The sequence below is a fragment of the uncultured Microbulbifer sp. genome (genome assembly GCF_947504145.1).
Taxonomy (GTDB): domain Bacteria; phylum Pseudomonadota; class Gammaproteobacteria; order Pseudomonadales; family Cellvibrionaceae; genus Microbulbifer.
This window is the reverse complement of the sequence record NZ_CANNGQ010000002.1, coordinates 842649-866249: the sequence shown is the minus strand read 5'-3', so window position 1 is coordinate 866249 and position 23601 is coordinate 842649. Positions and strand designations below refer to the sequence as shown.

Below are 23601 nucleotides of genomic sequence, written 5' to 3'. Positions count from 1 at the left end.
ATGGAGCATGGAATGGCGAGAGGAGTGGCAAATGAAGCGTAACTGAGACCGGGGTGGAACAACCGGAACCTGGGACAAATGGATATTTACACGCCAAAAATCCCCGGTCATTATGTAGGGACACACGAAAACATAATGAAGAAAGAAGGCAGATCACGATGGCAAAGCCCTACCTGAGAATCGATATCGTCTCTGATGTGGTCTGCCCGTGGTGCGTCATCGGCTTCAAACGCCTGCAACAGGCTCTCGCCCGATTTCCCGATCACTTTGACCTCAACATCGTATGGCACCCTTTCGAGCTGAATCCACAAATGCCGGAAGCCGGGGAAAACCTGCGTGAACATATCACCCGCAAATACCGCATCTCCGACCAGGAGAGTGCAGAGAACCGAAAGCAGCTGACGGAAATCGGCCGCCAACTGGGTTTCGAGTTCAATTTCTCCGACGAGATGCGTATATACAACACCAACCAGGCACATCGGCTTCTGCACTGGGCCGAACCCACCGGCCACCAGACCGATCTGCAGATGCGCCTGTTTGAGGAATACTTCACCCGAGGTAAAAACCTCAACCACGAGAGCGTACTGCTGGACGCGGCAGAAGCTGCGGGGTTGGAGCGGGAAGCGGCCTCGAATGCGCTGCAGGATACGGCCATCACCCGCCAGACACTGGCCCGCGAAGAGCAACTTCTGGTACAGGGTATCCGCGGTGTGCCCCTGTTTATGTTCAATCACGAGCACGCGATCAGCGGCGCGCAGGAAGTCAGCGTCTTTGAGCAGCAACTTCAGCAGCTGACCGAATCCGCCACCTGAGAGATCGCCCCGGGTCTCTCTCTTTCGCTCTCCCCCGCCCATTTTTTATTCTTTTGGAAAAGCAATTCTTCAGGGTTGCCCGTCTGCTGGCGCCTTAACACTCGTTAACCCATCTTTACCTCAACCCGATAAACCCGGTGTCGCGCTTGTGGTCTTATTTCCCGTTCCTATTTCCACTTGTTGTTTTTATCCCAAGAGTTTAATCATGCAAAACACGAAAACGCTGGCACTTTTGGTGGCGGCCTCATCAATCCTTGCCGCCTGCGCCAGTGCACCGAAGGCGCCACCGGTATTTTCAGAATCCTTCATCACGAATATCACTCCCCAGGGGAATCATCTGTTTACCTATACCGCAAATGTGACCCGGGAAAACCACAGCGAAGGACGCAGCAGCAACCGCGGCGGTGGCCGGGGCAAAGGGGGCGCCGGCGGCAGGCATGGAGGTGGTAAAGAAGGTGGGATGCGCGGCGCAGGTGGCGGCGGAAGCATGCCGTCGAAAATGCGCGAAAACCCGGAAAAAGCGGCACAAGAAAGGCTGGACATAGTGCTGGCTGACACCGGCTACTGCCCCAACGGCTGGTTTGTTATTGAACAGGTTGCGACACAAGGCGAAGTTGAAATACGCGGAGAATGTAGGGCGCGATAAACAGCACCATAACGCTCGGTTACCGAATCATTTACACTGGCCTGAACTGCCCTTACATCAGTAAACGGAATCCACGTATGCACAGTCAGGCCAATATTACTGTCTCGCTTCTTCTCGGCGCGCTATTCATGGGGGGGTGTGGTGCCAACACAGAATCACCGCAACCACAGGATCAGTTCCTGACCAATATTGCGGCTTATTGCGGTAAAGCCTTCGCCGGTGAGATTACCGCCAATGAACCGCGCTCCAACGAGCCGGATGCGTTCGAGGGTAAAACGCTGGTGATGCATGTGCGCGGCTGCGACAACCCCAGCGAAGAGCTACGCATTCCATTTCATGTGGGGGATGACCACTCCCGCACCTGGATACTCACCCGTACCGATAAAGGATTGCGGCTCAAACACGACCACCGTCACCAAGACGGCAGTGAGGATGCGGTAACCATGTATGGGGGGAATACAGCAAGCGAAGGGACTGAAAACAGACAGGAGTTCCCCGTTGACCAGGAGTCCATCGACACCTTCAACCGTGAAGGGTTGAATGCGTCGCTGACGAACACCTGGGCGATGGAGATTCACCCGGACAAGTATTTTATCTATGAACTGACCAGGCCCAACGGGCGGGAATTTCGTGTGCAGTTTGATCTGACCAAGCCCGTCGCCACGCCGCCCACTCCCTGGGGATATTAATCCCCAGTCAATGGGCGCAGCGAACGAACGAAACGCTCAGTCAATATGCAGCAGGTAATCTGCGTGGAACCGCAGATGCTGCTCGATAAACGTGGCGATAAAGTAATAGCTGTGGTCGTAGCCCGCGTGGAACTCCAGTTTCAGCGGGTACCCCGCGGCTCGTGCGGCCGCCTTGAGTGCATTGGGTTTCAGCTGTTCTTGCAGAAACTGATCCTCTTCTCCCTGAGAAATCAGCATCGGCAACTGCACTGTCGCCTGGCTGAGCAACGCCGTCGCATCGTACGCTTCCCACAGGGATCTGTCCTGCCCCAGGTAGGCCGCCAGGGCCTTTTCACCCCAGGGGCAGGCCATGGGATTACAGATGGGGCTAAATGCAGACACCGAGGTGTAGCGCTGCGGATTTTTCAGGGCAATCGTCAGCGCACCGTGGCCACCCATGGAGTGGCCACTGATGGCGCGACGATCACTCACCGGGAAATTCGCCTCAATCAGCTTGGGCAATTCTTCTACCACATAATCGTACATGCGGTAGTGCGCCTTCCACGGTGCTTGCGTGGCATTCACGTAAAAGCCGGCACCTTTCCCCAGGTCATAGCCTTCTTCGTCGGCCACATCATCACCGCGGGGGCTGGTATCTGGAATCACCAGCGCAATACCCAGCTCCGCTGCCATGCGCTGTGCACCGGCCTTCTGCGAAAAATTTTCATCGGTGCAGGTCAGGCCAGACAGCCAGTACAACACCGGGAAGCGCTGGTCTTTTTCCGCCATTGACGGCAGAAAAACAGAAAACTGCATTTCGCAATCGAGCACGTCCGAGCGATGCCTGTACTGACACTGGCTGCCGTCAAAGCTCTGGGTTTTACTGACAAGTTCTACCATGCTCGGGCCACCTCAGTTGTAGTGAATCACGCTGCGAATACTTTTGCCCTCGTGCATCAGGTCGAAGGCTTCATTGATATTTTCCAGTGGCATGGTGTGGGTAATAAAGTCGTCCAGCTGGAATTCACCGGCCAGGTAGCGTTCCACATACTCCGGCAGCTGGGAACGCCCCTTCACGCCACCAAACGCCGTGCCGCGCCACACACGGCCCGTCACCAGCTGGAATGGACGGGTGGAGATTTCCTGACCCGCACCGGCCACACCAATGATCACGGATTCGCCCCAGCCCTTGTGACAGCACTCCAGTGCCGAGCGCATTACGTTTACATTGCCGATACACTCGAAGGAGTAATCCACACCACCGTCGGTCAACTCGACTATCACTTCCTGGATGGGCTTGTCGTATTTTTTTGGATTAATACACTCGGTGGCGCCGAGCTTTTTCGCCAGATCGAATTTGCTTTCATTGATATCAATCGCGATGATCCGCGATGCCTTCGCCAGTCGCGCGCCGATAATGGAGGCGAGACCGATACCGCCGAGGCCAAACACGGCGACGGTCGCACCCTCTTCCACTTTGGCGGTATTCGCCACCGCGCCCATACCTGTGGTCACACCGCAACCCAGCAGGCAGACCTCTTCCAGCGGCGCCTTCTTGTTCACCTTGGCCACAGAAATTTCCGGTAGCACCGTGTACTCCGAGAAAGTGGAGGTCCCCATATAGTGATAGATAGGTTCGCCCTTCACAGAGAAACGCGTGGTGCCGTCGGGCATCAGTCCCTGGCCCTGAGTTGCGCGGATCTTCTGGCACAAGTTGGTCTTGCCCGACTGGCAGAATTTGCACTCTCCGCACTCCGGCGTATACAGCGGAATCACATGATCCCCTACCGCTACGCTGGTAACGCCCTCGCCTACGGACTCCACCACACCGCCGCCCTCGTGGCCGAGAATGGCCGGGAATACACCCTCAGGATCGTCACCGGAGAGGGTAAAGGCGTCCGTGTGACACACGCCCGTGGCAATGAGTTTGATCCGCACTTCCCCCGCCTGCGGCGGCGCTACTTCCACATCTTCGATGGACAGCGGCGCACCCGCCTTCCAGGCCACTGCCGCTTTGCATTTGATGGTCTCTGCAGACATATCCGATCCTCTTGTGATTCTTATCGGCTAACGCCGGACTCGTGCCACAGCTTAACAGATCGCAGGCCACCAGCGCCCCGCGGGCGGGCATGGATTGCGCCACTATCGCCAGAGCGCACTTCGCTGGTGCCAGCCGGTGGATCCGGGACGCGGTGTGTTCGGGAAAGTTGGCGTGGTCTTTGCTCCCTATTGAGACAAAAGCAAAAAAGACAGGTACACACTGACAAGGGCTCAATAACGATGACCGATCACCAATGGTTGATGACCTCCCAGGCTCTCAATACCCTGCGCAAACTCCGCAAACGGATACAGGCCGAATTCGGCATCAATCTGCGCTTCTCCGATTTCGACTTTGAAATCCAACTTGCCGACCTCAAGCACCGCAGCAAAGACACGGAATCCCTCGCATTGATTTCCCGACTGGAAATCCTGAAAGGCAGCCCATTTCTCACCGGCCAAGAGCCGCCCGAGCGCCTTTACCGGGGCCAAAAAATTATGCAAAAAACGGGAAAAAAGGATATTTATGAAATGATTTACGGGGACGAACTGGCATTACACGACGGCCGCGGTGCGCCCAACCTTCCACTGAAAATGTATCGCGGGCTGCCGATTCTCAACTGACTGGACAGTATCGCTGGTGGACAGGCCCGTCGAGGTTATTTTCGGGCCAGCTTCAGTAATTCATCCGCTTCCAGATCATCCTCAATACGATCCAGCACCTCTTCAGCGATCTCTGCGAGTAGACGCTCGGTGGCCTCGCGGGTGGTGTCCTCTACTAGACCACCGTCTTTCGGGGCGCGTGTGGCATAGCGGGCGCGCAGGTCAAGGTCGGCGATATCCACTGTCGCTTCACGCAATACCGGCCCATCAGCCCCTCCCTGTAAGCGGTAGTGAAACTTTCCATAGGCCGTCATGGTGCCCTTTTCCAGGTCGTAATCTTTCCCACTGAAAATATCGACAATGGTCTGCCGGATAACAACATCAAAATCAGTGCGCAGGGTCAGTGGCGCGCGGCTATCCACCAGATGCACCCGTTCATCGTCGAAGAACTCACCAAATCGATTCTGCACCTGCTGGTCCAGATGCTGACTGAATTCGCGACTTGCCTGTTTCCGCAACTCACCCAGCCCACCGTTAGTAGCCGACAGAGCAAGCAGCAGCTCCAGATTATTGCCGGTGAGTGGAGTAGGCGCCTCAATACGAATATTCACCGGCGTTACTGCCAGCCGGATAAGCGGGTCCTCACTACCAGCGCCCAGCCAGCTGTCACTGACTTTGGCTGAAGCCTGCAGTGGCGCGAACACAGAGGTAGCAAAGCTCAGAACAAGCACGGTGGAGGGAAGGTATGAACGGAATGCTTTAGTTGGGGACATGGTTTTCGCTCCGGGGTAACAGGTTAACGAAGCGGCATGCCGTGTGGGACTTGCCGATATCGCAATAACCTTTAATCCCGTAACTCTTGCAACCTGCGGGCCAATTTGCAACCTGCAGGCTAACTCGCAACCTGCTGGCGAGTTGACCACTACCGGCAGTCGTTGCGCGCAGACCAGTCCTTTCCGGCTTTGTTCACGCGGTTCACCTGGCAAGCTGCCCTCACAGGCAAACCTGACAGGCGAACATACCGCAATGATTACTGAAGCAGGCGCGAACGCAGCAGCGCCAGTTCCGTCTGATCGACGTCAAGCTCCGTCTCGATATAGGCTTCCACCGAACCGTGTTGGCGCTCCATCTCAGCGAATGCGGCTTCCAGCCAGGAGATCTCGACCCCTGCCAGTACCTGACGAACGTCCTGGGGAAGCTGGGAGAAAAAGGCAAACATGCGCTTCTGTTTCTCGCTGGCATCTTCCGGCAGTTCCAGCATATTGGAACCTTTCAGAGTCTCGTTCGAGAGCATGTAGTCTTGCCTCACCGTCTCGCGGTCGACACCCAGCGCGGTCAAAATCAGCGCAGCGCCGATGCCGGTGCGATCTTTGCCAGCGGAACAATGGAACAGCAGCGGATCGTCGCTTTCGATCAGTTTCTGGAACATGGCCCGGTAGGCCGGAGTCTGCTGGTGCACAAGGCCCACGTACCCCTTGTCCATCATCTTGACCAGGTCTTCCTTATCAAAATCGGGGTTAGACAATACCTTGGCAAACTCCTGCTCCCAGTTGCCCATGTCGTAGTCCCACTTCAATTCCATCACGCTGCCGGCCTGCCAGTTGGTCGGCTCGCCGGCCCGCTCTTTCGTGGAGCGGAAATCGACGATGGTGGCGATGTCTCGATTGCGCAAGTAGTCGTAGTCGTCGGCGGTCAGGTTGGCGAGCACACCGGAGCGGTACATTTTTCCCCACTTCACGGTTTTGCCATTGGCAGTCTGGTAACCGCCGAGATCGCGGAAATTGCGGCCGCCTTCCAGGGGCAGCAGGCGGGTTTGCTCTACGTCGGATTTAACCGCAGCGGCCTGATTTTTTTCAGCAACCGGTGCAGTCGCACTGCAGGCACCCAGAGAGATGGCAACGGCAGCCGCCAGCATTCCATTTACAAATTTATTTTGCATTTCACACCTCGAAAATCATTGTCAAAGAGTTGGCGCCCGCTGTGCGCCATCGGCACAGCGGGTGTTCGGAAAATCGAATCAGAAGTTGACGCGGAAGCCGGCGAGATAGCGGCGACCGTAGCCCTCTACCTGGTTGGGCGTACTCGCATCGCCGACATAACGCACGTCCTGTTCGTCGGTCAGGTTGTTGGCATTGGCATACAGGGAAACACTGCTGCCGAAAACGTCCTGGGGTAGCTCATAGCTTACGGAAAGGTCGACACGTTTCTGCTCGGCCCAGTATTCCGCCGCGTCCAGATTGCTGCTCTCGGTGGTGGAGAGCCAGTCGTCACGGTACTGGTGATTCAGTCGGATGGAAAAGCCTTCCATCTCATAGAACACGGAGGTGTTGAAGATGGTTTCCGAGGTGCCCGGCAAGCTGTAGGTGTTGCCAGCAAGAGACTCAAACTCGCTGTCCAGCAGGGTCAGGTTGGCACTCACACCGAAGCCATCCAGCGCCGGCAAAAAGTCCGCGGCCTGGGCGATGACGTTAAACTCGGCACCGCGCAGCAGGCCGTTTTTGCCGTTGAAGTATTCGGTGTAATCCCACGAGTCCATTTCCAGTTCCGGGCGGTATTCGCTACCGGTAATTTCCCGGGTCTGGGCGTAGATAACCTTGTCGATGCTGCGGGTAAACAGGCCCGCAGACATCAGGCTGGCATCGCCGGCGTACCATTCCAGAGCGATATCTGCCCCCAGGGATTCTTCCGCTTCCAGCTCCGGGTTACCGGCGGATACTGCGGCAGAAATCACATCCACCACATCAGAGCCGCGCCACTCTACATAAGTCGGACGGCTGACGCCGGAGGTGGCGGAAACCCGCAATTTGACATCGTCGGTGAGGTCCACATTCAGGTGCGCGCTGGGCAGGAAATGGGTAAAGGAATCCTCAAACTCGGCTTGCGGGCCCTCGCTCACGTAATCGGTGTTTTCTACGCGGGCACCCAGTACCAGGTTGCCCCAGCTGTAGTCGGTCGTAACCATGGCATAGGCGCGGGCAATATCTTCCTGCAACCGGATTTTCTGAGTGTCATTGGGCTCCGCTTCGAGACCACCGGCGGCGGTTTCCCAGGCTGCGCGCAGTTTTTCGTTGTCGTAATAGGTACCACCGATACTGTTGGTAAAACCGGTATCCCAGGCTTTGTCCGTGGCGAAATCACCGATATTGATCTCACTGGGGAACATGCTCATGTTGATCACGAAGCCGTGACCTTCGGCCTCCCGCGCATCCATTTCGAAGCCGGTTTTCACCACCACATCCTGACCGAACAACATCGTGTCGCGCTCGGCGTCCAGCTTGAACTTGGTCGCATCGATAGCCATTGCGCTGCTGACCATCATGCCGAGATCAACGGCGTAATTGATATCGTTGATACCGACTGCACCCGCTGCAGGATCAATCAGGCTATCCACCAGCGGGTCGTGCAGGTCGGACACATCGAAGTCCGCCATCACCATGCCGAACATACTGCGGGCAATGGGCAGGAAGGTGTTGTTTTCGGTTTCGGTCAGGTTTGCGCGCGCCTCCACAAACCACTCACCCAAGCGGAAGTCCGCACCGAGGGTATTGGTGAAGGTAGAGCTGTCATAGCGACCGGACTGAAGCATGCGCGAGACGGCAGCAAACTGCATTTCGCCACTCTCGCCCGTCGCCTGGGGGGCACCGGTCAGGCCTGAGCCCCCGGCAAAATCAAAGATGAACTGATTGCGCTCCTCAAAGTCCTGAAACTCGTTGTACAGGGTGCTGACAAACACACGGTCGAGCGCACCTTCACCGCGAAATTCAAAACGGCCGCCGTAGGCGCGATCTTCCCGGGTCACTTTGTAGTTGCGAAAGTCCAGCTCGTTGACAAGCAGCTCACCGTTGTCACGGCTCAGGTTGTACTCGCGGTTGTCGGTGGTCTGGGCACGGCTGTTGTCGGAAGCGAATACGGAAAAACCCAGGGTGTCGTTGGACCAGGAGGTGCGCAGGGCCAGTTTCTCGATATCCCCATCACCCAGCTGCTGGTTGCCAAACCCCACATCGGTGGACACCGCCCAGCCAGACTGCGCGAAGGGATCGAAGGTGGCGATATTGATATAACCGGAAACGGCATCCCCCGGCATATCCGCCATGATCGCTTTGTTGGCATCGATGCGGCTGGTAATGACCGAGGGGAAACTGTCGAAGCGCGGTACCCGGCCGTTCTCGGCACCCGGTATGCTCAGGCCATCGATGGCCAGAGCGGTGTAGCGAAACGGCGCACCGCGGAAGTTGATATAGCGGGCCTGGCCCTGGTCGCGTTCGATGGCCAGACCGGGCACACGGCCAAGGGAGTCCGCCAGGTTCTGGTCGGGGAAGCGGCCGATAGTGTCAGCGGAAATGATGTCCACATTATTGTCCGCATCGCGTTTGGCATCGATAGCGGCTTTCTGGCTATCCCGGATCGGTGAGGCCATGACGACGACCTCTTCCACAGCCTCACCATCGACGCTCTGTGCCAGTGTGGATGTTGCGGCAGCGGCCAGGGAAAGTGAAACCAATAAGGACAGTTTGTTGTGCTTGAATTCGATCATTGCTCTGCTCCGAAATGTGTTCGGGTGGTTTTGCGTATGCGGTCTTGCAAAAGGCCCGGTGTATTCCGGGCCGCTCGGAGCGCATGATCGAAATTGCGTGTGACAATCGGGTTAAAAAGACGCTTTAGCAGCGCAAAGAGATATCTCCAAAAGAAAAAACTCTTACAAATCAGTTATTTGTATATTCACAAATGCAGCCCCCAGGGCCAGGCGATAGCGGTAACGGCCGCTTTTGAGATCCCGTTCAGACTCGAACAGATAGGGCGCGGCCAGGTTTTCCCCCAACGCCGACACCAGCTCATCGCGTATTTTGTTGCGGTTCTGATCCAGGGTTTTTGCCCGCAGGCCATTTTCCCGCAGGTCGTTGATGGAGCGGGCGTGGCCGCCGTTTTCCGCCATCAGCGCGATCAATGACACCGCGCCCTCGCGGTCCGGTCGGTTGACCGGCGGGTTGAGCACCCAGCCTTCGCCTTGCTGCCGGCGCTGTGCATACCAGAGATAATAAAAGAACGGCGTTTTCGGAAGTTTGATCGGAATACCCCGCGCGCGTATTTCCAGACGCTGGCAATCAAACACGAGCTGATCGTTCATCTCGGCACAGGCCAGCGCTGAATCCGTGTCTCCGTGGCACAGTGGCAACGCCTGCTCAAACCACTGCAGTTGCTCCCCATCGAGGTTTGTCGCGGCCTGCCGCGCCCGGGAGAACGGCAATCCTTTCTGCACTAGCCCGGCAATGCGCGCCCGCTGCACGGACGTAAGTGGAGCCGGCATTAACGCCATCAAGCCTGCGATCAGTAGCGCCAGCAACGCACAAGTCCCCACCAACGGTGGCCAGCTGACCTCGCAATTCAGGGAAAATGCGCTGCGGCGCTGCTCGCTGCCAATCTGCCACCGCACCAAAATGTTTTCCGCGCCCGCGGCGGGTAGCGCGGGGTCATCAACCAGCCGGACAACGCCCACCGAGCAACGCTTTAACAGCGGTAATGAACCGGAAACAGGCAGCGATGCCAGATCCTGCTCCAGCCGACTGGCCACCCAGCTGGCGAGATCGTCGCCCGACAATCTCATCTGCAGCGCCAGTGTCAGCTTCTCCGGTAATTTCTGATTTAGCTGGCGGGACAGGTCCTGTGCCAGTGTGCGCTCTGCCTGCCATGCGGCGGCGATACAAAAGACGATAGTGAGCAGCACCCAGGCCGCGCCCCAGGCGACACCCCTGGCATAAAGTGTTTTCACGGAAAATGGATCACGAGGCACAGTGCGACACCTCCCTGAAGACCCGCTGACTGCGCAGGTATTTCACCGCAAAGCTGTCAAAGGCTTCTGCCACCAGGCAATCCACCCCGGTGACCCGTGTCTTGCGTACAAACAGGGTTGCCGCGGTGACATCGCCGGAAATCAGGGTGCGAGAAAACGACACGTCCATATCTTCATCGAGATAGTCCCCGCCGCTCACCAGATCCAGCTCGTCGCGGGCAAACGCGCGGTAAAGGCTGGCCGCATCGTCAAAATAAATCAGGTTTTCCGATGTGAAATCGATTCCGGCCTCCTTGAGCGAGGCCAGAGGTAACAGGTAGAGGGTATGGCTCTGTTTATCGTTGAGCAGGCCGATGCGTTTACCGTGAAAGTATTCGCGGCTCACCTCCGGTGGCGCGCCCCGGCTGAACCAGTACACCCGGTAGTGATCGTAGCGCAGCAGGGGTTCGTAATAGTCCCCGTACTCGGGTACTACACCGGCCATGGTGTGATCGCGGCTCCAGATCAGGTCGTAATCTTCGCTGAGTATTTGTTCCGCGCTGAGCTGGCCGCGCGGGCGCCAGGAGACTTCAATTCCACGGTAGTGTTGCTGTATGCCCGGTTCACTGCACAACCGATCGGCAATGGCACGGGCACCGGTGGAAGAAACCAGCAGTATCCGGTACACCGGAGCATTACTGGCAGCTCCAGCCCTTTCCCCCTCGCCGGTATCGCACCGGTAAAGGTGGTAGTCCGCCAGAGGTGGTACTTCGATTGCCTGGGTGGACAGCAACAGGCTCAAACACAGGCCGCTGGCTGCAAGCAGAGTCATCACTACCCAATAGGCTTTTTTGCCGGAAAGAATCAGCTGGGTCATTAGTGGCCGGTAGTAAGAAGAATCCAGAAAACACCCGCATCTTATGTATTTTTTGTGACAAACCGATGACCTGCAGCGCAAACCAAACACACCACATGCAAATGATAACGATTAGCATTGATTTTCAATAAGGTAGCGAATACACTCCCCGGACCTTGTAAGACTGAGCAGTCGCAAGAGTTTTGTTGCGCATGGGACCGATTTCACAGGCGGGCCCACCAACGCGCTTCAGACACGCAGTGCAGGGAAGCACTGCCCCCGGGATTTATCCGCATCTAGAAATCCAGGGGCAAGCCGGTGTTATACGCCCACCGGCTGGCGTTGTGAGTGCAGGGACGCACTTTTTTGCTCAAATTTAATTCAGGAGAATTGCCCGCAGAACAATAGGAACCCGGCCGGCCCCGCCCTACCATTTGTCGAAAGACTCGGTAAAAACAGAGGTAAATGGCCATGTCAAAAGCCTGGGTTCTGGTAGCCAACCATACTCACGCCCGCGTATTTGAAGCGGAAAAACGTGCGGGCACACTCAACGAAATAGAATCAATGGTTTACCCGGAAGGGCGCATGAAGGGGCAAGAATTACTCACCGACGCGCCCGGGCGCACCTTTGACAGTCACGGGGCGGGTCGTCACGCAATGGCGGAACCCACCAGCCTGCGCAAGCAGGGGGCACAGAAGTTCGCTCGCGATATTGCACACACGCTCGAAAAGGGCCGCCAGGAAGGGCGCTTCGACCGCCTCTATATCGTCGCGGAACCGTCCATGGCAGGCAGCCTGCGCCTGTCCATGAGCTCGCCCTGCCTCGCCACCATCGCCGGTGAATCGCGTAAAAATCTCGCCACCTGCGACAGCGAGCAGATCCGCGCGCAGTTGCCCATGTGGCTCTAACCCGCCAAAACCACTGGGATGCTTACTTAAAAGCCACCGTCCTTGCCGCCACTTTTGTGGCGGCAATTGATTTGTCACCGGCAGCCTGACACCATTCCCCAGATAATCTGACGAGCACCTGCTCGTGGTAAAACTGACGTTCAAGGAAGCGGGTATGCTGAGACTGTTCCAGATCCAACGCGGCAAGATCAAAGAGACCTACGCCGGCAGTGATTACCACAGCCAACCCCTGTCCGACGCCGCGTGGATTGACCTGCAGGACCCACAGGAAGACGAGCGGGACCTGCTGGAACAACTACTGCGCACAGAGCTGCCGGAATCCGACGATGTGGATGAAATCGAATCCTCCGCCCGGTTCTTTGTCGACTCCGCGGGCATCCATGTGCACTCCCTCTACCTCACCCAGAGCGAGGGCCGCCACGACACCTCCACCGCGGCATTTATCCTCCAGCCCCAACGCCTGATTACCGTGCGCGATACGGAACTGGCGGACTTCCGCCTGCTGCGCATGCGTGCCCGCCGCAATCAGGTAGAGGCCCACAACGCCCAGGAATTGCTGATCCTGCTGTTCGAACAGAAAGTGGAAAATCTCGCCGACGCCCTCGAAGACAACTACCTGACCCTGGGCGAAGTCAGCCACCTGGTCCTGGAAGACGAAGAAGCAGACCTGGAAGAAGCCATCGACCACCTCGCCAAACTTGAGGACTCCAACGGCAAAATCCGCCTGTGCCTGATGGACACCCAACGCTCCATCGCCTTTCTGCAACGGCACCTGAAAGACGACCCGGAACTGCGCGAAAGCTGCTGGGGCATCCTGCGCGACATTGACACCCTCATGTCCCACACCACCTTCCTGTTCGAAAAGATCAACTTCCTGATGGACTCCACCCAGGGCTTTATCAGCATCGAACAGAACAAGATCATCAAAATCTTCTCCATCGCTGCCGTGGTCTTCCTCCCCCCCACCATGGTCGCCAGTATCTACGGTATGAACTTTGAACACATGCCGGAGCTGGAGTGGCTGCTCGGCTACCCCTGGGCATTACTGTTGATGCTGATGGCGGGAATGGCGCCGTATTTGTACTTCAAAAAGAAAGGGTGGCTATAAACCACAAACGGGGCGATGCCGGGTAGCGTCGCCGCCACTGCACCTGAAGAAACCTGACTGCCCCACCAATACCGCCGCCAACTGCTAACCTTTAAAGGTTCAAAAGTACTTCAGGGAAGCAGGGATATAATGGCAACGGCGGGCGGTAACGGGGCAGAGAAATCCACAAACAAGCCTTTTCATATGCGGCGCTGGCTCAGCGTGCAACAGGCTGTCGACCACCTGAGCGCCCTCTCCGAAGACCCACTCACCAGCGACGACCTCGCCCGGCTCGCCGAAGACCACACCCTGGATCTCTACTGGTACCGCCCCGGTCAACAGCTCAGCTACATCGACCGCCCCGGCAAACCCAAAACCGAACTCACCGAACCTCTGCGCCTGTGCCCGCAATACAGCAGTGATTGGCGCGCCATCGTCGGCGTACTGCGACAGCGGCCCGCCCTGCCCGCGGAGGAAAACGATACCCCGACGATGCAGGACAGCAAAGGCAACCGTCTGCAGATTACCTTCGACTTCAGCCGTCGCCCGGAGCCCTTCAGCAGCCGCTGGTATCCCAATTATGCCGAACTGGTGGTACGACGCCGGGACCTGGACCGCCTGGAAAGCCACCTATTTTCCGCGGATGACGAAGCCGCACTGGAACCTCAGCTATTGCTGGACGTAATCTGGGAACTGGAACAGATGGCCATGGAAACTGGCGAGAAAACCGGACAGGAACAACAGCAGCACGACCTTAAGGGGAAACCTGACACGCCCCACAACCTCGACTGGCTCACCCACCAGCTCAGCGACCGCACCAAACTGGACCCGAGCCTGCTGGGCAAAATCCTGCACGCCGCCGAGCGCCAACACGCTACACACCTCTGAAACCAGGACAGCCCCCTCCGCCGTTCAGGTGCTTGCCATAGAAGCCGTCAATCGCGCTCGATAGCAAACTGCTATTGGACCCCGTGCGATTTTTTCGAAAAATAGTTCCGGCTTTTTGCGCTATTCCCCCGCCGCAAAATTTTTATAATGCCTCCACCCTGAAAAGACTGACGGAGCACCCGGTGCAGACCCGCAACAGCAAAACCCAATACGGCTGGGTAGCCGTACTTTTTCACTGGCTGATGGCGCCGGCCATCATCGGCATGTTTGCCCTTGGCTGGTGGATGGTGGGACTCTCCTACTACGACCCCTGGTACCGGCAGGGCCCGGATATCCACAAGTCGGTGGGTATACTGCTGTTTGCATTACTGGTTGCGCGGTTGCTGTGGCGCTGGATCAATGTAGAGCCAGCACCGGAGCCAGCACCCCGCTGGCAGCAGCGCGTCGCCGGCGCCGCGCACTGGCTGATGTATGGCCTGTTGCTGGCGATTTTCCTATCCGGTTACCTGATCAGCACTGCGGACGGCCGCGCTATTGATGTCTTCAACTGGTTCAGTGTGCCCGCAACCCTGCAGGGGCTGGAGAACCAGGAAGATATTGCCGGGGTAATCCACGAGTGGTTGGCATGGATCCTGATGGGCCTGGTGGTGATACACGGCCTTGCGGCCTTCAAGCACCACTTCGTCAATAAAGACAGAACCCTGAAAAAAATGCTTGGGCGGGCGCCGCACGAATAACCGTTCAGCTCAACAGACCGACATACGACCTAACGACACCAAAAGGAAACTCTCTCATGAAGAAACTTGCAGTTCTGCTGTTTGCCACCCTGATCGGCGCCTCAGCCCAGGCGGCCGAGTACCAGTTCGACACCAAAGGAGCTCACGCGTTTGTGCAGTTCCGCATCAAGCACCTGGGCTACAGCTGGCTGTACGGCCGCTTCGACAAATTCGATGGCAGCTTTGTGTACGATGAAGCCAAGCCGGAAGACGCTTCCGTTCAGGTGACCGTGGACACCACCAGCCTGAACAGCAACCATGCAGAGCGCGACAAGCACCTGCGCGGCAAAGACTTCCTGAATGTAGACAAGTTTCCGACCGCGACTTTCAAGAGCACCGCGTTTGAGCCCAAGGGCGATGGCAAAGCACTGCTGAAAGGCGACCTGACCCTGCACGGCGTCACCAAGCCGATCACTATCGACGTTGAAGAGATTGGCGGTGGTAAAGATCCCTGGGGCGGCTACCGTCAGGGTTTCACCGGCACTACCGAATTCAAACTGAAAGACTTCGGTATCGACTACGATCTGGGCCCGGCTTCCCAGACTGTCGAAATGATTCTGGATGTGGAAGGTATCCGCCAGTAATCGTTTGATTTCCGTCTCGCAGGATGGACTCGCAGGATGGACTCGCAGGATAAAAAGAAACCCGGCCTCAGTGCCGGGTTTCTTGTATCTGGGGGAAAGGATTAACGAGGGATGATGGTGGAGGCTACGCGTTAACCGCGCGGCTTACAGACTCCCTAGAGACAAGCTGACCCACCGCGAACACCACCAGCCCCATCAGAATACCCGGCATTCCCTCATAAATATGCGCGTGCCAGCCCAGCCAGCGCCAGATCAGTGCGGTGGCAAGTCCCAGCACACTCATCACAATGGCCAGTTTCTGCGACGGCTTGCCGCCAGCAGCAAGCACCATCAACAACGGTGCAAATGCAGAGGCCAGGGCAGACCAGCTCATTACCACCAGGCTGAACACCGTCTGCTTGTTCACCAGCGCCCACACCACCGCCGCCGCAGTGATCCCCAGGGTAGCGAGCTTCAACAGACGAGTATTCTCAGTGCGTTGCGGCAGGATGTCGTGGGTCAGTGCCGCGGAACAGCTCAGTACCAGAGAATCCGCTGTGGACATGGTCGCCGCAAAAATACCCGCGAGAATCAACCCGACAAACACCGGCGAGAGCAACTCCATCGCCATCATTGGCAGCGCCAGTTCCGCGTCAAACGAACCCGGGTCGCTCAGCAGAATACGCGACAACATGCCCACGCCGGTCGCCATAAAGTAGAAGATCGTGAACCACAGGTAATACCAGCAGCGCGCCTGCAGCATGCGCCCGGCATCATCCAGCGCCATAAAACGCACCATGACGTGGGGCTGCCCCACCACGGAAATACCGGCGAATAACCAGCTCAGGGCAAACAGCACACCACCGGCAATACCCGGCAATAACAGGTCCTGCGGGTACCAGTTGAGGAAGCCTTCCACCTGGCCCATCTGCTGCCAGGCCGCGCCGATACCGCCAACAGATTGGATCGCCACATACAACAGCAGCGCCATAGCCACCACCATTACCAGCGACTGGGCCGCGTCGGTCCAGATGGATGCGCGAATACCACCGGCCAGGCAGTAGGCCGCAACAATCACACCGCCAATGACCGCGCCACTCCAGATCGGCAGTTCCAGTACCACGTACAGCGCTTTACTACCGGCCACCAGCTGCGCGCTGGCGTAGGCGAGAAGAAATAAAAGGGAGAGAACACCGGCGAGTTTCTGCCAGGTGCCAAAGCGGGTGCCCTGCCAGCAGGCCAGCACGCCTGCGTAGCTGGATTCACCACTGCGCTTTGCCGCCTCACGCAGGTTTTTGTGCATCCACAGGGAACCGAGAAAATCACCGAGAATCCAGCCAAGCATCAACCAGATGGACGCGAGGCCGGTGGCGTAGGTGTAGCCGATCACACCGATAAACATATAGCCACTGTTGTTGGTGGCCACGGCAGAGAGCCCCACCAACATGGGTGAGACGTCCTGGCTTGCGAGGTAATAGTCTTTTTTGGTGCCGCGGCTTTTGCGGTAGGAACTGATACCCACTGCGGCAAAAAGTGACAGAAAAAATAGAAAACTGATGAGCACGTCCATTCCCCTAAAGCAGTTTCGGTATTTATTGATTATTTAATAAGAAGCTACGGCCGTTATTCTTATTCTGTGTCTACGGCTGATCAGAGGCCTGCTTCCGGGCCTCTAGAATCAGCGCCTTTATTTTCCTGCTGAATACCCATGAGTGCAGCAAACTCTTCCGAGTCATACAAACCGTTAAAGGCGGAGTCTTCCAGCGCCTCGTCGCGGTAGGCCGGCGAAATATCCAGTGCTTTCTGCAGGTAGCTGATGGACTCTTCCCACTGTTCCAGGTACGCGTAGGCACAAGCCAACTGGTAGTAGGCATTGCCATTTTCACTGTCGATCTGCAGGGCCTGCAGGCACAGATTGATGGCCCATTGGGGCTCATCCAGTTCGAGCACTGCGTCGGCTTTGTAGGTAAGCGCTTCGCCGTCGTCCTTGCGCAGATTCAGAATCTGGTCGTAAACCGCAATCTTGCCGGTAGGCGTCTGTTCGCGTCCGGCGCGCAGCCACAGGGAGTGCACTTCCTGGGTCAGCTCGATCTCATCCCGGTTGCTTTCGATATGCTGGGTCTTTTCAGACAACTGCTCTTCGATACTGCGCAAACGCCCCTCGTATTCCTCCACCAGGCTGGAAATCTCCTGGTTGGCGAGGGTATGTACCTTTTCCTTCACATCGCGAATGGAGGTCCAGCCCATAATCACCAGCAGGGAACTGAAGCCGGCAATGAGATAGAAGAAATAGGTAATGGTATCGGTGGCATAAGTGATGGCTTTGTCTGCCGCACTCAACTGGCGGTCGACAATGTTCTCCGTGAGAGAGACCTTTTGCGCCGCCAGATCCACCCGCAGTTGTTTCAGCTCATCCAGCACGTAGCGCTCGATAAAGGGTGTGTAGAGCGGCTTGTCCAGGTCGGCGGCGGCCTCAGCCACGCGGTCCAGTTCTTCGAGCTTTTTCTGGTTAGCGGCCTGCTCTGCCGCGGTCACCACCGGCACATCTGGCGCAGTGGCATCCTGTGCCCAGGCAGATTCACCGAAGGGCAAAATTACCCAGGCCACAACGAATACTGCCGCCAACAAATGTGGCGGCAGTCGATGCGTGAGAGCCAGAATCAGGCTGCGCATATTGCGTCGCCGTGTTCGTGCACTTCCACGAGGGCGGCGTGCAGGCTTTTCACCGCTTTTTCGTAATCGGTTTCGTCGATCACGAACTGCATGTCCACCTGTCGCATGGACTGGTGCACCGCAAGGATACTGATGGTGGACTTGGCCAGCGCACTCACCGCACGGGACAACATGCCAGAGATTTTCATGTCGCTGCCAATAGCGGAAACCACCGCCACCTTGCGCACCTGAATATCGCAATCCGGAAACAGTTCGCCAATGGCTTTCTTGATCCGCTTAACGGTTTTCAGGTTGTTACCCAGGTAGTGGGTAATGGTGTTGGCGTTGGTATCCTTGGTCACCACGCTGCCCTTGAAGCGCGCGATAATCTCGTTGATTGCCCGGTCGTAACTGGTCATGCTGCCCATCATATCCTGATCGAAACATTCAACAGCATAGATGTTTTTACGCCCCGCGATGATTTCCACCTGCGGCGTGTCGCTTACATAGTCGCCGGTTACCAGAGTACCGCGGTGCTCGGGCTCAAAGGTGTTCATTACACGCAGCGGGATCTCCTGCTGGCGCAGGCCTTTGGCGGCACGGGGGTGAATCGCTTCCATACCCAGGTTGGCGAGCTGGTCCGCCACATCGTAGTTGGTACGACCGATAGGCACCGCTTGCTCTTCGCCGACCAGACGCGGGTCAGCGCTGCTCAGGTGATATTCCTTGTGAATAATGGCTTCCTTGGCACCGGTTTTTACCGCGATGCGACTGAAGGTCATTTCACTGTAACCACGCGCAAACGTCTTCATCAGACCATCGGCGGTATGGGCATAACCGGTGGCGATCGGCAGCTCTTTGTCGAAATCCACATCGGCAAAGGCCCGCTCAATGCGCTCGTCCAGGGTCATGTGTTCGCCGTCGCGCCAACCGGTAAGGTCGATAAAGCGCGCATTGATACCTTCCTGCTTGAGCAGCTGCACGGTATTCCAGGCGCTGTGAACTTCACCGAGGCTGGCCAACATTTCGCTAACCACATCCAGGTGGCCTTCCAGAGCAAAGTGACCGTGCTGACACACCCGCTCCAGGTCCGCCAGACAATTAGCGGCGTCGTCCAGACGTTCGCCGATAAAACCGTTGGCTTTGGCCAGGGTCACATCGTCGTCAAACAGGGTCGCGTTGATCTCTTCCATGCGCGTGCGCAGACCTTCCACAGCGTCGGACCATTCGCGCTCGTCGTCGGCACCGGCAAACAGGGCAAAAACACCCGGGCGGCCGGATTTTTTGTGCTCCAGCAGCATATCGGTAATGCCGCCGTAAGCAGACACCACGAAAACACGTTGATACAGTCCTTCCGTTTTCGCTTTGCCGTTTTTCAGAATGATGTTGTCACGTACTGCGCGGTAGTCACTCATGGACGTGCCGCCAATTTTTTCAACCGTATGTGTTTTCATGGGATCCTTTTTTTGACCGATTTCGGGGTTCTCGAGAGGGACACCAAAATATTTGCGGGTAGTGCCCCAAAACTCCGCTGCTATGTTGCTCACAACCGGCTTATTTTTCGTCCTTTACCTCTTCCGCATCCAGCTCATAGGCGCCTTCAGCGTTGTGCACTTCTTTACCGTGCAGAGGTGGGTTGAATACACAGGCCATTTTCATTTCTGATTTGGCCTTCAGTACGTGCTTGTCGTTCTTATCCAGAATATAAATGGTGCCCGGAGTGATCTCGTGCACCACACCGTCATCCTCCGCCATCACAGAACCTTCACCGGAGATGCAGTACACAGACTCCAGGTGGTTCTGGTAATGCAGGTGCAGGTCGGCGCCTTCATAGATGGTGGTGATATGGAATGAGAAGCCCATGTTGTCGTTCTTCAGCAACAGACGGGTGCTCTCCCAACCTTCTGAAACAATGCGACGGTTGGTTTGTTCAGCTTCTTGCAGTTTTCGTACGATCATTACTAGCTCTATCTACAATCAGTTCTTAAATCAGGTCTTGGAAAAATGCGGCCTATAGCAGGCCGCATTTCATTTCAGTGCGCGGCGCTCTGTATCAGGCTGCGCCGGCCAGGCTGCCACCTTCCTGCTCGGTTTCATCGGCAAAAAAGTCGTGCTCTACCGGCACGTCTTCGCCTTTCAATACCTTGGCAACCGCCGCTTCCACGATATCCAGCGCCTTGGTCAGGTTTTCGTCGCTGATGGTCAGCGGGCACAGGGTTTTCACAACGTGGTCGTCGGCACCACTGGTCTCGATCACCAGGCCCTTGCGGAAGGCTTCGCTGGTAATCTTGTCTGCCAGCTCACCGCTTACGCAGTTCAGACCGCGGAACATACCGCGACCGCGGGTGGTCATGTTGCCATCGCCATACTTGTCGACAATGGTCTGCAGACGCTTCTCGATGTACTCGCCCTTGCGCAGTACTTCTTTGGCGAACTTGTCATCGCTCCAGAAGTGCTTGATCGCTGCGGTGGCGGTAACAAATGCCAGGTTGTTGCCACGGAAAGTGCCGTTGTGCTCGCCCGGCTTCCACTGGTCCAGCTCCGGCTTCATCAGCACCACGGCGAACGGCAGACCGTAGCCACTCAGGGATTTGGACAGGGTAACGATATCCGGGTCGATACCCGCTTCTTCAAAGCTGAAGTAGCTACCAGTACGGCCACAGCCGGCCTGAATGTCATCGACAATCAGCAGCACGTCGTGCTTTTTACACACGTCCTGCAGGTTGCGCAGCCACTCAACGCTCGCCGCATTGATACCGCCCTCGCCCTGTACGGTTTCCACCAGTACCGCGGCCGGGTGGTCGACACCACTGGAGGAATCGCTCAGTACCTTATCCAGGTACGCTGTGGTGTCGAACTCGTCACCCAGGTAGCCGTCATACGGCATGCGCGCAACACTGCTCATGCTCACGCCGGAAGCACCGCGGTGGTGGGAGTTACCGGTAGCGGCCAGTGCACCCAGGCTGCAGCCGTGGAAGCCATTGGTAAAGGAGATGATGTTCTCGCGGCCTTTATATTTACGCGCAATCTTCAGCGCCGCTTCTACCGCATTGGTGCCGGTTGGGCCGGTGAACTGCATGACGTAGCTCATGTCGCGCGGCTTCAGGATGTTCTCGTAGAACGCTTCCAGGAATTCACGCTTGGCCTTGGTGTGCAGATCCAGACCGTGGGTGATGCCGTCTTGCTGAATGTATTCCAGCAGCGCTTCTTTGAAGATCGGGTTGTTGTGGCCGTAGTTCAGGGTGCCGGCGCCGGCGAGGAAATCCAGGTACTGGTTGCCTTCCTCGTCGTACAGGTACTCGCCCTGGGCCTTGTTAAAAACCCGCGGGAAAGCGCGGGCGTAGCTCATTACTTCTGATTCAATTTCGTCAAATACTTTCATTGTGACAACCCTTTTCTAGTGGTTGGTTAAATACAAAAACGGAAACTTGGAACTTGATCACGTGCTCTGGAGCGGTATCGCCGCTCAACGGGCAAACGGACCGATGCGCAGCAGCATTTCGCTGTCGTGCTGGCCTTTGAAGTGGCGCTCGCGGTCGAACATCACCGATTCAGCCAGCTCCGCGTCGAGCTTGCGCGCAAGACTGCGGAACAATGCCCAGGAGGCGTCGTTGTCTGGCGTAATCGTGGTTTCGAGATGGCTTACCGCACTGCAGGCAGGGCGCGCGAGAATCTCGCGCAGCATGCGGCCAGCGAGTCCCATTCCGCGGCCGTTTTCAGCCACAGCCACCTGCCAGACAAACAGGGTCTCGGGGCGGTCGGGAACGATGTAGCCGGAGATGAAACCTACCAGCTCGCCATCGAGCTCTGCGCTCACACTGGTGGCAGAGAAGTGGCTGGCCTGCAGCAGGTTGCAATAGAGGGAGTTGGTATCCAGGGGTGGGCAATTCCCGATCAGCTGATGCACATCCGCACCGTCTTCACTGACCGGGCGGCGCAGCAGAACCTGGGCACTCTTCGAGTCGGCCTCGCCGGCCTTAGGAGCTTCCACTTGCTGCGCCAGCTTTACCTTGTCGTCAATCGAGTCGTCTTCTTTCAATTCGCTTGTCGCGCTCAAACCTATACCTTTCGATTTCAATCTTTAGTCATCAAATTGTTAGAACAGTATCAAACTTCTGTAACACTCCGCACATGAAGCGCGGAACCCGGTCGTTTCGACTGAATTCCGCTTGAAATTTGACCTTTCTCGCAAAAAGTTATTTACTGCTCTAAATATTTAAATCCATAGTACTCTAAAGATTATCGAGGGTGCAAGGCCAAGCCTCATGCAATTTGATCAGAACGCGACCAATTACGGCGCCAGTGAAGAGCCCCAGAATCGGGCGGAACCCTCGCAGTTACGGGGCGCGCGCACCATCGACGGGCGCCGGAACGCACCCGCGGAGCCCCCGAAAAAGGTGGCACCAAACACCACCCAGAAACCGACTAATGGTTCAAAAAGCACCCAGAAGGCAGAACAACCCGACGTAGGAATTGACAAAAACCACTCAGAACCCAAAATCGGCCGTGGGCAAATAAGCCGCCGCGCCCGCCACCCTGATTTTGAGAGCCTGCTGCTGATGGACAAGATTGAAGAAGTATTGATTACCCTGCGCCGCCTGATCCGCGCCACTGACCTGCACTCCAAGCAGCTGGTCAAGACCGCGGGCCTGACCGCGCCCCAGCTTTTGCTGCTGCAAGCCATCCGCGAACAGGGCCAGGTCACCATCGGCGCTCTGGCGAAAGAAATCAGCCTCAGCCAGGCCACCGTCACCACCATTCTAGACCGCCTGGAAAAGCGCGGGCTGGTGTATCGTGAGCGCTCACTGGAAGACAAACGCAAGGTGCACGCCCACCTCACCGACAAGGGCGCCGACATCATCCGCGACGCCCCCACCCCACTGCAGGAGCACTTCGTCAAGCAGTTCCGCGATCTGCGCGAGTGGGAGCAGTCTATGATCATCTCCTCGCTACAGCGCGTCGCCCTGATGATGGACGCCGAGCATATCGACGCCTCCCCGGTACTGGATGTGGGCGACCTGGACCGCAAAGACAGCCGCAACCTTCCCTCTCAATACGACAAAAAAGACCAGGAAAGCCACGGCGGAAACTGATTCTCAGGGCCAGCGCCTCCGGGTTGACTGAGGCGCCAGCGCAAGGAATGTTCTATTTGGTAACAATTCGCATCCAATCATTGCATTCAGGCCGCAGTCCGGTATAAATGGTGCGACAACACTAAAGTGGACGCTCGCCCTTTGGGTTAGCGGTCACTGACTCAAGACAGTGGCGAAAAGCTCTGCTGCGGCACCAAAACGAGAAGTGGATCACATCGTCATACCCGGCGAATGGTGTACCACT

General features: G+C 56.9%; 23 protein-coding genes. 10 read left to right on the top strand and 13 right to left on the bottom strand.

What is annotated here, in order from left to right; genetic code table 11:
* The first annotated feature begins 158 nt into the window (after nucleotides 1–158).
* From Q1A74_RS10250 to Q1A74_RS10240, 3 genes are all read left to right on the top strand, one after another.
* Complete coding sequence (locus tag Q1A74_RS10250) at nucleotides 159–812, top strand: DsbA family oxidoreductase (RefSeq protein ID WP_299595388.1); 654 nt, start codon at nucleotides 159–161, stop codon at nucleotides 810–812.
* Nucleotides 813–960: 148 nt separating this feature from the next.
* Nucleotides 961–1458, top strand: a complete 498-nt coding sequence (locus tag Q1A74_RS10245) for a hypothetical protein (protein WP_299595386.1) — start codon at nucleotides 961–963, stop codon at nucleotides 1456–1458.
* A 77-nt stretch (nucleotides 1459–1535) separates the two neighbouring features.
* Nucleotides 1536–2147, top strand: coding sequence for a hypothetical protein (locus Q1A74_RS10240; RefSeq protein ID WP_299595384.1), 612 nt, complete (start codon nucleotides 1536–1538; stop codon nucleotides 2145–2147).
* 36 nt (nucleotides 2148–2183) lie between these two features.
* Here Q1A74_RS10240 and fghA read toward each other — a convergent pair whose 3' ends face one another.
* Nucleotides 2184–3026: an S-formylglutathione hydrolase gene (fghA, locus tag Q1A74_RS10235; protein WP_299595383.1), complete on the bottom strand. Its 843-nt coding sequence runs from the start codon at nucleotides 3024–3026 to the stop codon at nucleotides 2184–2186.
* A 12-nt stretch (nucleotides 3027–3038) separates the two neighbouring features.
* Nucleotides 3039–4166 (bottom strand): S-(hydroxymethyl)glutathione dehydrogenase/class III alcohol dehydrogenase, encoded by a 1128-nt coding sequence (locus tag Q1A74_RS10230; RefSeq protein ID WP_299595381.1) that lies wholly within the window; start codon nucleotides 4164–4166, stop codon nucleotides 3039–3041.
* 240 nt (nucleotides 4167–4406) lie between these two features.
* Here Q1A74_RS10230 and Q1A74_RS10225 point away from each other — a divergent pair, with 240 nt between their 5' ends.
* The gene (locus Q1A74_RS10225) at nucleotides 4407–4787 is read left to right on the top strand and encodes a hypothetical protein (RefSeq protein WP_299595379.1); all 381 of its coding nucleotides are present in this window, start codon (nucleotides 4407–4409) and stop codon (nucleotides 4785–4787) included.
* Between the two features lie 35 nt (nucleotides 4788–4822).
* On the opposite strand, the gene Q1A74_RS10220 is transcribed toward Q1A74_RS10225, so the two are convergent.
* From Q1A74_RS10220 to Q1A74_RS10200, 5 genes are all read right to left on the bottom strand, one after another.
* Nucleotides 4823–5539, bottom strand: a complete 717-nt coding sequence (locus Q1A74_RS10220; RefSeq protein WP_299595377.1) for a hypothetical protein — start codon at nucleotides 5537–5539, stop codon at nucleotides 4823–4825.
* A 257-nt stretch (nucleotides 5540–5796) separates the two neighbouring features.
* Entirely contained in the window at nucleotides 5797–6705 is a 909-nt protein-coding gene (locus Q1A74_RS10215) for a tyrosine-protein phosphatase (RefSeq protein ID WP_299595375.1), read from the bottom strand.
* 78 nt (nucleotides 6706–6783) lie between these two features.
* The gene (locus Q1A74_RS10210) at nucleotides 6784–9300 is read right to left on the bottom strand and encodes a TonB-dependent receptor (RefSeq protein ID WP_299595373.1); all 2517 of its coding nucleotides are present in this window, start codon (nucleotides 9298–9300) and stop codon (nucleotides 6784–6786) included.
* 162 nt (nucleotides 9301–9462) lie between these two features.
* Entirely contained in the window at nucleotides 9463–10554 is a 1092-nt protein-coding gene (locus Q1A74_RS10205) for a hypothetical protein (RefSeq protein WP_299595371.1), read from the bottom strand.
* A complete protein-coding gene (locus Q1A74_RS10200; protein ID WP_299595369.1) occupies nucleotides 10544–11410 on the bottom strand; it encodes a hypothetical protein in 867 nt (288 codons plus the stop codon). Before Q1A74_RS10200 ends, Q1A74_RS10205 begins: the two co-directional genes overlap by 11 nt.
* A 450-nt stretch (nucleotides 11411–11860) precedes the next feature.
* Here Q1A74_RS10200 and Q1A74_RS10195 point away from each other — a divergent pair, with 450 nt between their 5' ends.
* The 5 genes from Q1A74_RS10195 to Q1A74_RS10175 all read left to right on the top strand — a co-directional run bounded on the left by Q1A74_RS10195 (nucleotide 11861) and on the right by Q1A74_RS10175 (nucleotide 15633).
* The gene (locus Q1A74_RS10195; RefSeq protein WP_299595367.1) at nucleotides 11861–12298 is read left to right on the top strand and encodes a host attachment protein; all 438 of its coding nucleotides are present in this window, start codon (nucleotides 11861–11863) and stop codon (nucleotides 12296–12298) included.
* Between the two features lie 154 nt (nucleotides 12299–12452).
* Nucleotides 12453–13406 (top strand): magnesium/cobalt transporter CorA, encoded by a 954-nt coding sequence (corA, locus tag Q1A74_RS10190; RefSeq protein ID WP_299595365.1) that lies wholly within the window; start codon nucleotides 12453–12455, stop codon nucleotides 13404–13406.
* 129 nt (nucleotides 13407–13535) lie between these two features.
* Nucleotides 13536–14273: a hypothetical protein gene (locus tag Q1A74_RS10185; protein ID WP_299595363.1), complete on the top strand. Its 738-nt coding sequence runs from the start codon at nucleotides 13536–13538 to the stop codon at nucleotides 14271–14273.
* 182 nt (nucleotides 14274–14455) lie between these two features.
* Nucleotides 14456–15010, top strand: a complete 555-nt coding sequence (locus Q1A74_RS10180; protein ID WP_299595361.1) for a cytochrome b — start codon at nucleotides 14456–14458, stop codon at nucleotides 15008–15010.
* A 56-nt stretch (nucleotides 15011–15066) separates the two neighbouring features.
* On the top strand, nucleotides 15067–15633 hold the full coding sequence (locus Q1A74_RS10175; protein ID WP_299595359.1) for a YceI family protein: 567 nt from the start codon (nucleotides 15067–15069) through the stop codon (nucleotides 15631–15633).
* A 124-nt stretch (nucleotides 15634–15757) separates the two neighbouring features.
* Here the strand turns inward: Q1A74_RS10175 and Q1A74_RS10170 are convergent, their stop codons facing one another.
* The 6 genes from Q1A74_RS10170 to ectA all read right to left on the bottom strand — a co-directional run bounded on the left by Q1A74_RS10170 (nucleotide 15758) and on the right by ectA (nucleotide 22321).
* Nucleotides 15758–17176: a sodium/proline symporter gene (locus Q1A74_RS10170; RefSeq protein WP_299595357.1), complete on the bottom strand. Its 1419-nt coding sequence runs from the start codon at nucleotides 17174–17176 to the stop codon at nucleotides 15758–15760.
* Between the two features lie 86 nt (nucleotides 17177–17262).
* Nucleotides 17263–18285 (bottom strand): tetratricopeptide repeat protein, encoded by a 1023-nt coding sequence (locus Q1A74_RS10165; RefSeq protein ID WP_299595355.1) that lies wholly within the window; start codon nucleotides 18283–18285, stop codon nucleotides 17263–17265.
* A complete protein-coding gene (locus Q1A74_RS10160; protein WP_299595353.1) occupies nucleotides 18273–19718 on the bottom strand; it encodes an aspartate kinase in 1446 nt (481 codons plus the stop codon). The genes Q1A74_RS10165 and Q1A74_RS10160 overlap by 13 nt, the downstream gene beginning before the upstream one ends.
* Before the next feature lie 100 nt (nucleotides 19719–19818).
* Entirely contained in the window at nucleotides 19819–20223 is a 405-nt protein-coding gene (locus Q1A74_RS10155) for an ectoine synthase (RefSeq protein WP_299595351.1), read from the bottom strand.
* 94 nt (nucleotides 20224–20317) lie between these two features.
* A complete protein-coding gene (ectB, locus tag Q1A74_RS10150) occupies nucleotides 20318–21646 on the bottom strand; it encodes a diaminobutyrate--2-oxoglutarate transaminase (protein ID WP_299595349.1) in 1329 nt (442 codons plus the stop codon).
* An 84-nt stretch (nucleotides 21647–21730) separates the two neighbouring features.
* Nucleotides 21731–22321, bottom strand: a complete 591-nt coding sequence (ectA, locus tag Q1A74_RS10145) for a diaminobutyrate acetyltransferase (RefSeq protein WP_299595347.1) — start codon at nucleotides 22319–22321, stop codon at nucleotides 21731–21733.
* A gap of 502 nt (nucleotides 22322–22823) precedes the next feature.
* Here ectA and Q1A74_RS10140 point away from each other — a divergent pair.
* Nucleotides 22824–23357, top strand: a complete 534-nt coding sequence (locus Q1A74_RS10140) for a MarR family winged helix-turn-helix transcriptional regulator (protein ID WP_299595601.1) — start codon at nucleotides 22824–22826, stop codon at nucleotides 23355–23357.
* Nucleotides 23358–23601 lie beyond the last annotated feature (244 nt).

Coding starts and splice junctions, on each gene's coding strand:
- Q1A74_RS10250 (WP_299595388.1), top strand. CDS start 159: ATGGCAAAGCCCTACCTGAGAATCGATATCGTCTCTGATGTGGTCTGC.
- Q1A74_RS10240 (WP_299595384.1), top strand. CDS start 1,536: ATGCACAGTCAGGCCAATATTACTGTCTCGCTTCTTCTCGGCGCGCTA.
- fghA (WP_299595383.1), bottom strand. CDS start 3,026: ATGGTAGAACTTGTCAGTAAAACCCAGAGCTTTGACGGCAGCCAGTGT.
- Q1A74_RS10230 (WP_299595381.1), bottom strand. CDS start 4,166: ATGTCTGCAGAGACCATCAAATGCAAAGCGGCAGTGGCCTGGAAGGCG.
- Q1A74_RS10225 (WP_299595379.1), top strand. CDS start 4,407: ATGACCGATCACCAATGGTTGATGACCTCCCAGGCTCTCAATACCCTG.
- Q1A74_RS10220 (WP_299595377.1), bottom strand. CDS start 5,539: ATGTCCCCAACTAAAGCATTCCGTTCATACCTTCCCTCCACCGTGCTT.
- Q1A74_RS10215 (WP_299595375.1), bottom strand. CDS start 6,705: ATGCAAAATAAATTTGTAAATGGAATGCTGGCGGCTGCCGTTGCCATC.
- Q1A74_RS10210 (WP_299595373.1), bottom strand. CDS start 9,300: ATGATCGAATTCAAGCACAACAAACTGTCCTTATTGGTTTCACTTTCC.
- Q1A74_RS10200 (WP_299595369.1), bottom strand. CDS start 11,410: ATGACCCAGCTGATTCTTTCCGGCAAAAAAGCCTATTGGGTAGTGATG.
- Q1A74_RS10195 (WP_299595367.1), top strand. CDS start 11,861: ATGTCAAAAGCCTGGGTTCTGGTAGCCAACCATACTCACGCCCGCGTA.
- corA (WP_299595365.1), top strand. CDS start 12,453: ATGCTGAGACTGTTCCAGATCCAACGCGGCAAGATCAAAGAGACCTAC.
- Q1A74_RS10185 (WP_299595363.1), top strand. CDS start 13,536: ATGGCAACGGCGGGCGGTAACGGGGCAGAGAAATCCACAAACAAGCCT.
- Q1A74_RS10175 (WP_299595359.1), top strand. CDS start 15,067: ATGAAGAAACTTGCAGTTCTGCTGTTTGCCACCCTGATCGGCGCCTCA.
- Q1A74_RS10165 (WP_299595355.1), bottom strand. CDS start 18,285: ATGCGCAGCCTGATTCTGGCTCTCACGCATCGACTGCCGCCACATTTG.
- Q1A74_RS10160 (WP_299595353.1), bottom strand. CDS start 19,718: ATGAAAACACATACGGTTGAAAAAATTGGCGGCACGTCCATGAGTGAC.
- Q1A74_RS10155 (WP_299595351.1), bottom strand. CDS start 20,223: ATGATCGTACGAAAACTGCAAGAAGCTGAACAAACCAACCGTCGCATT.
- ectB (WP_299595349.1), bottom strand. CDS start 21,646: ATGAAAGTATTTGACGAAATTGAATCAGAAGTAATGAGCTACGCCCGC.
- Q1A74_RS10140 (WP_299595601.1), top strand. CDS start 22,824: ATGGACAAGATTGAAGAAGTATTGATTACCCTGCGCCGCCTGATCCGC.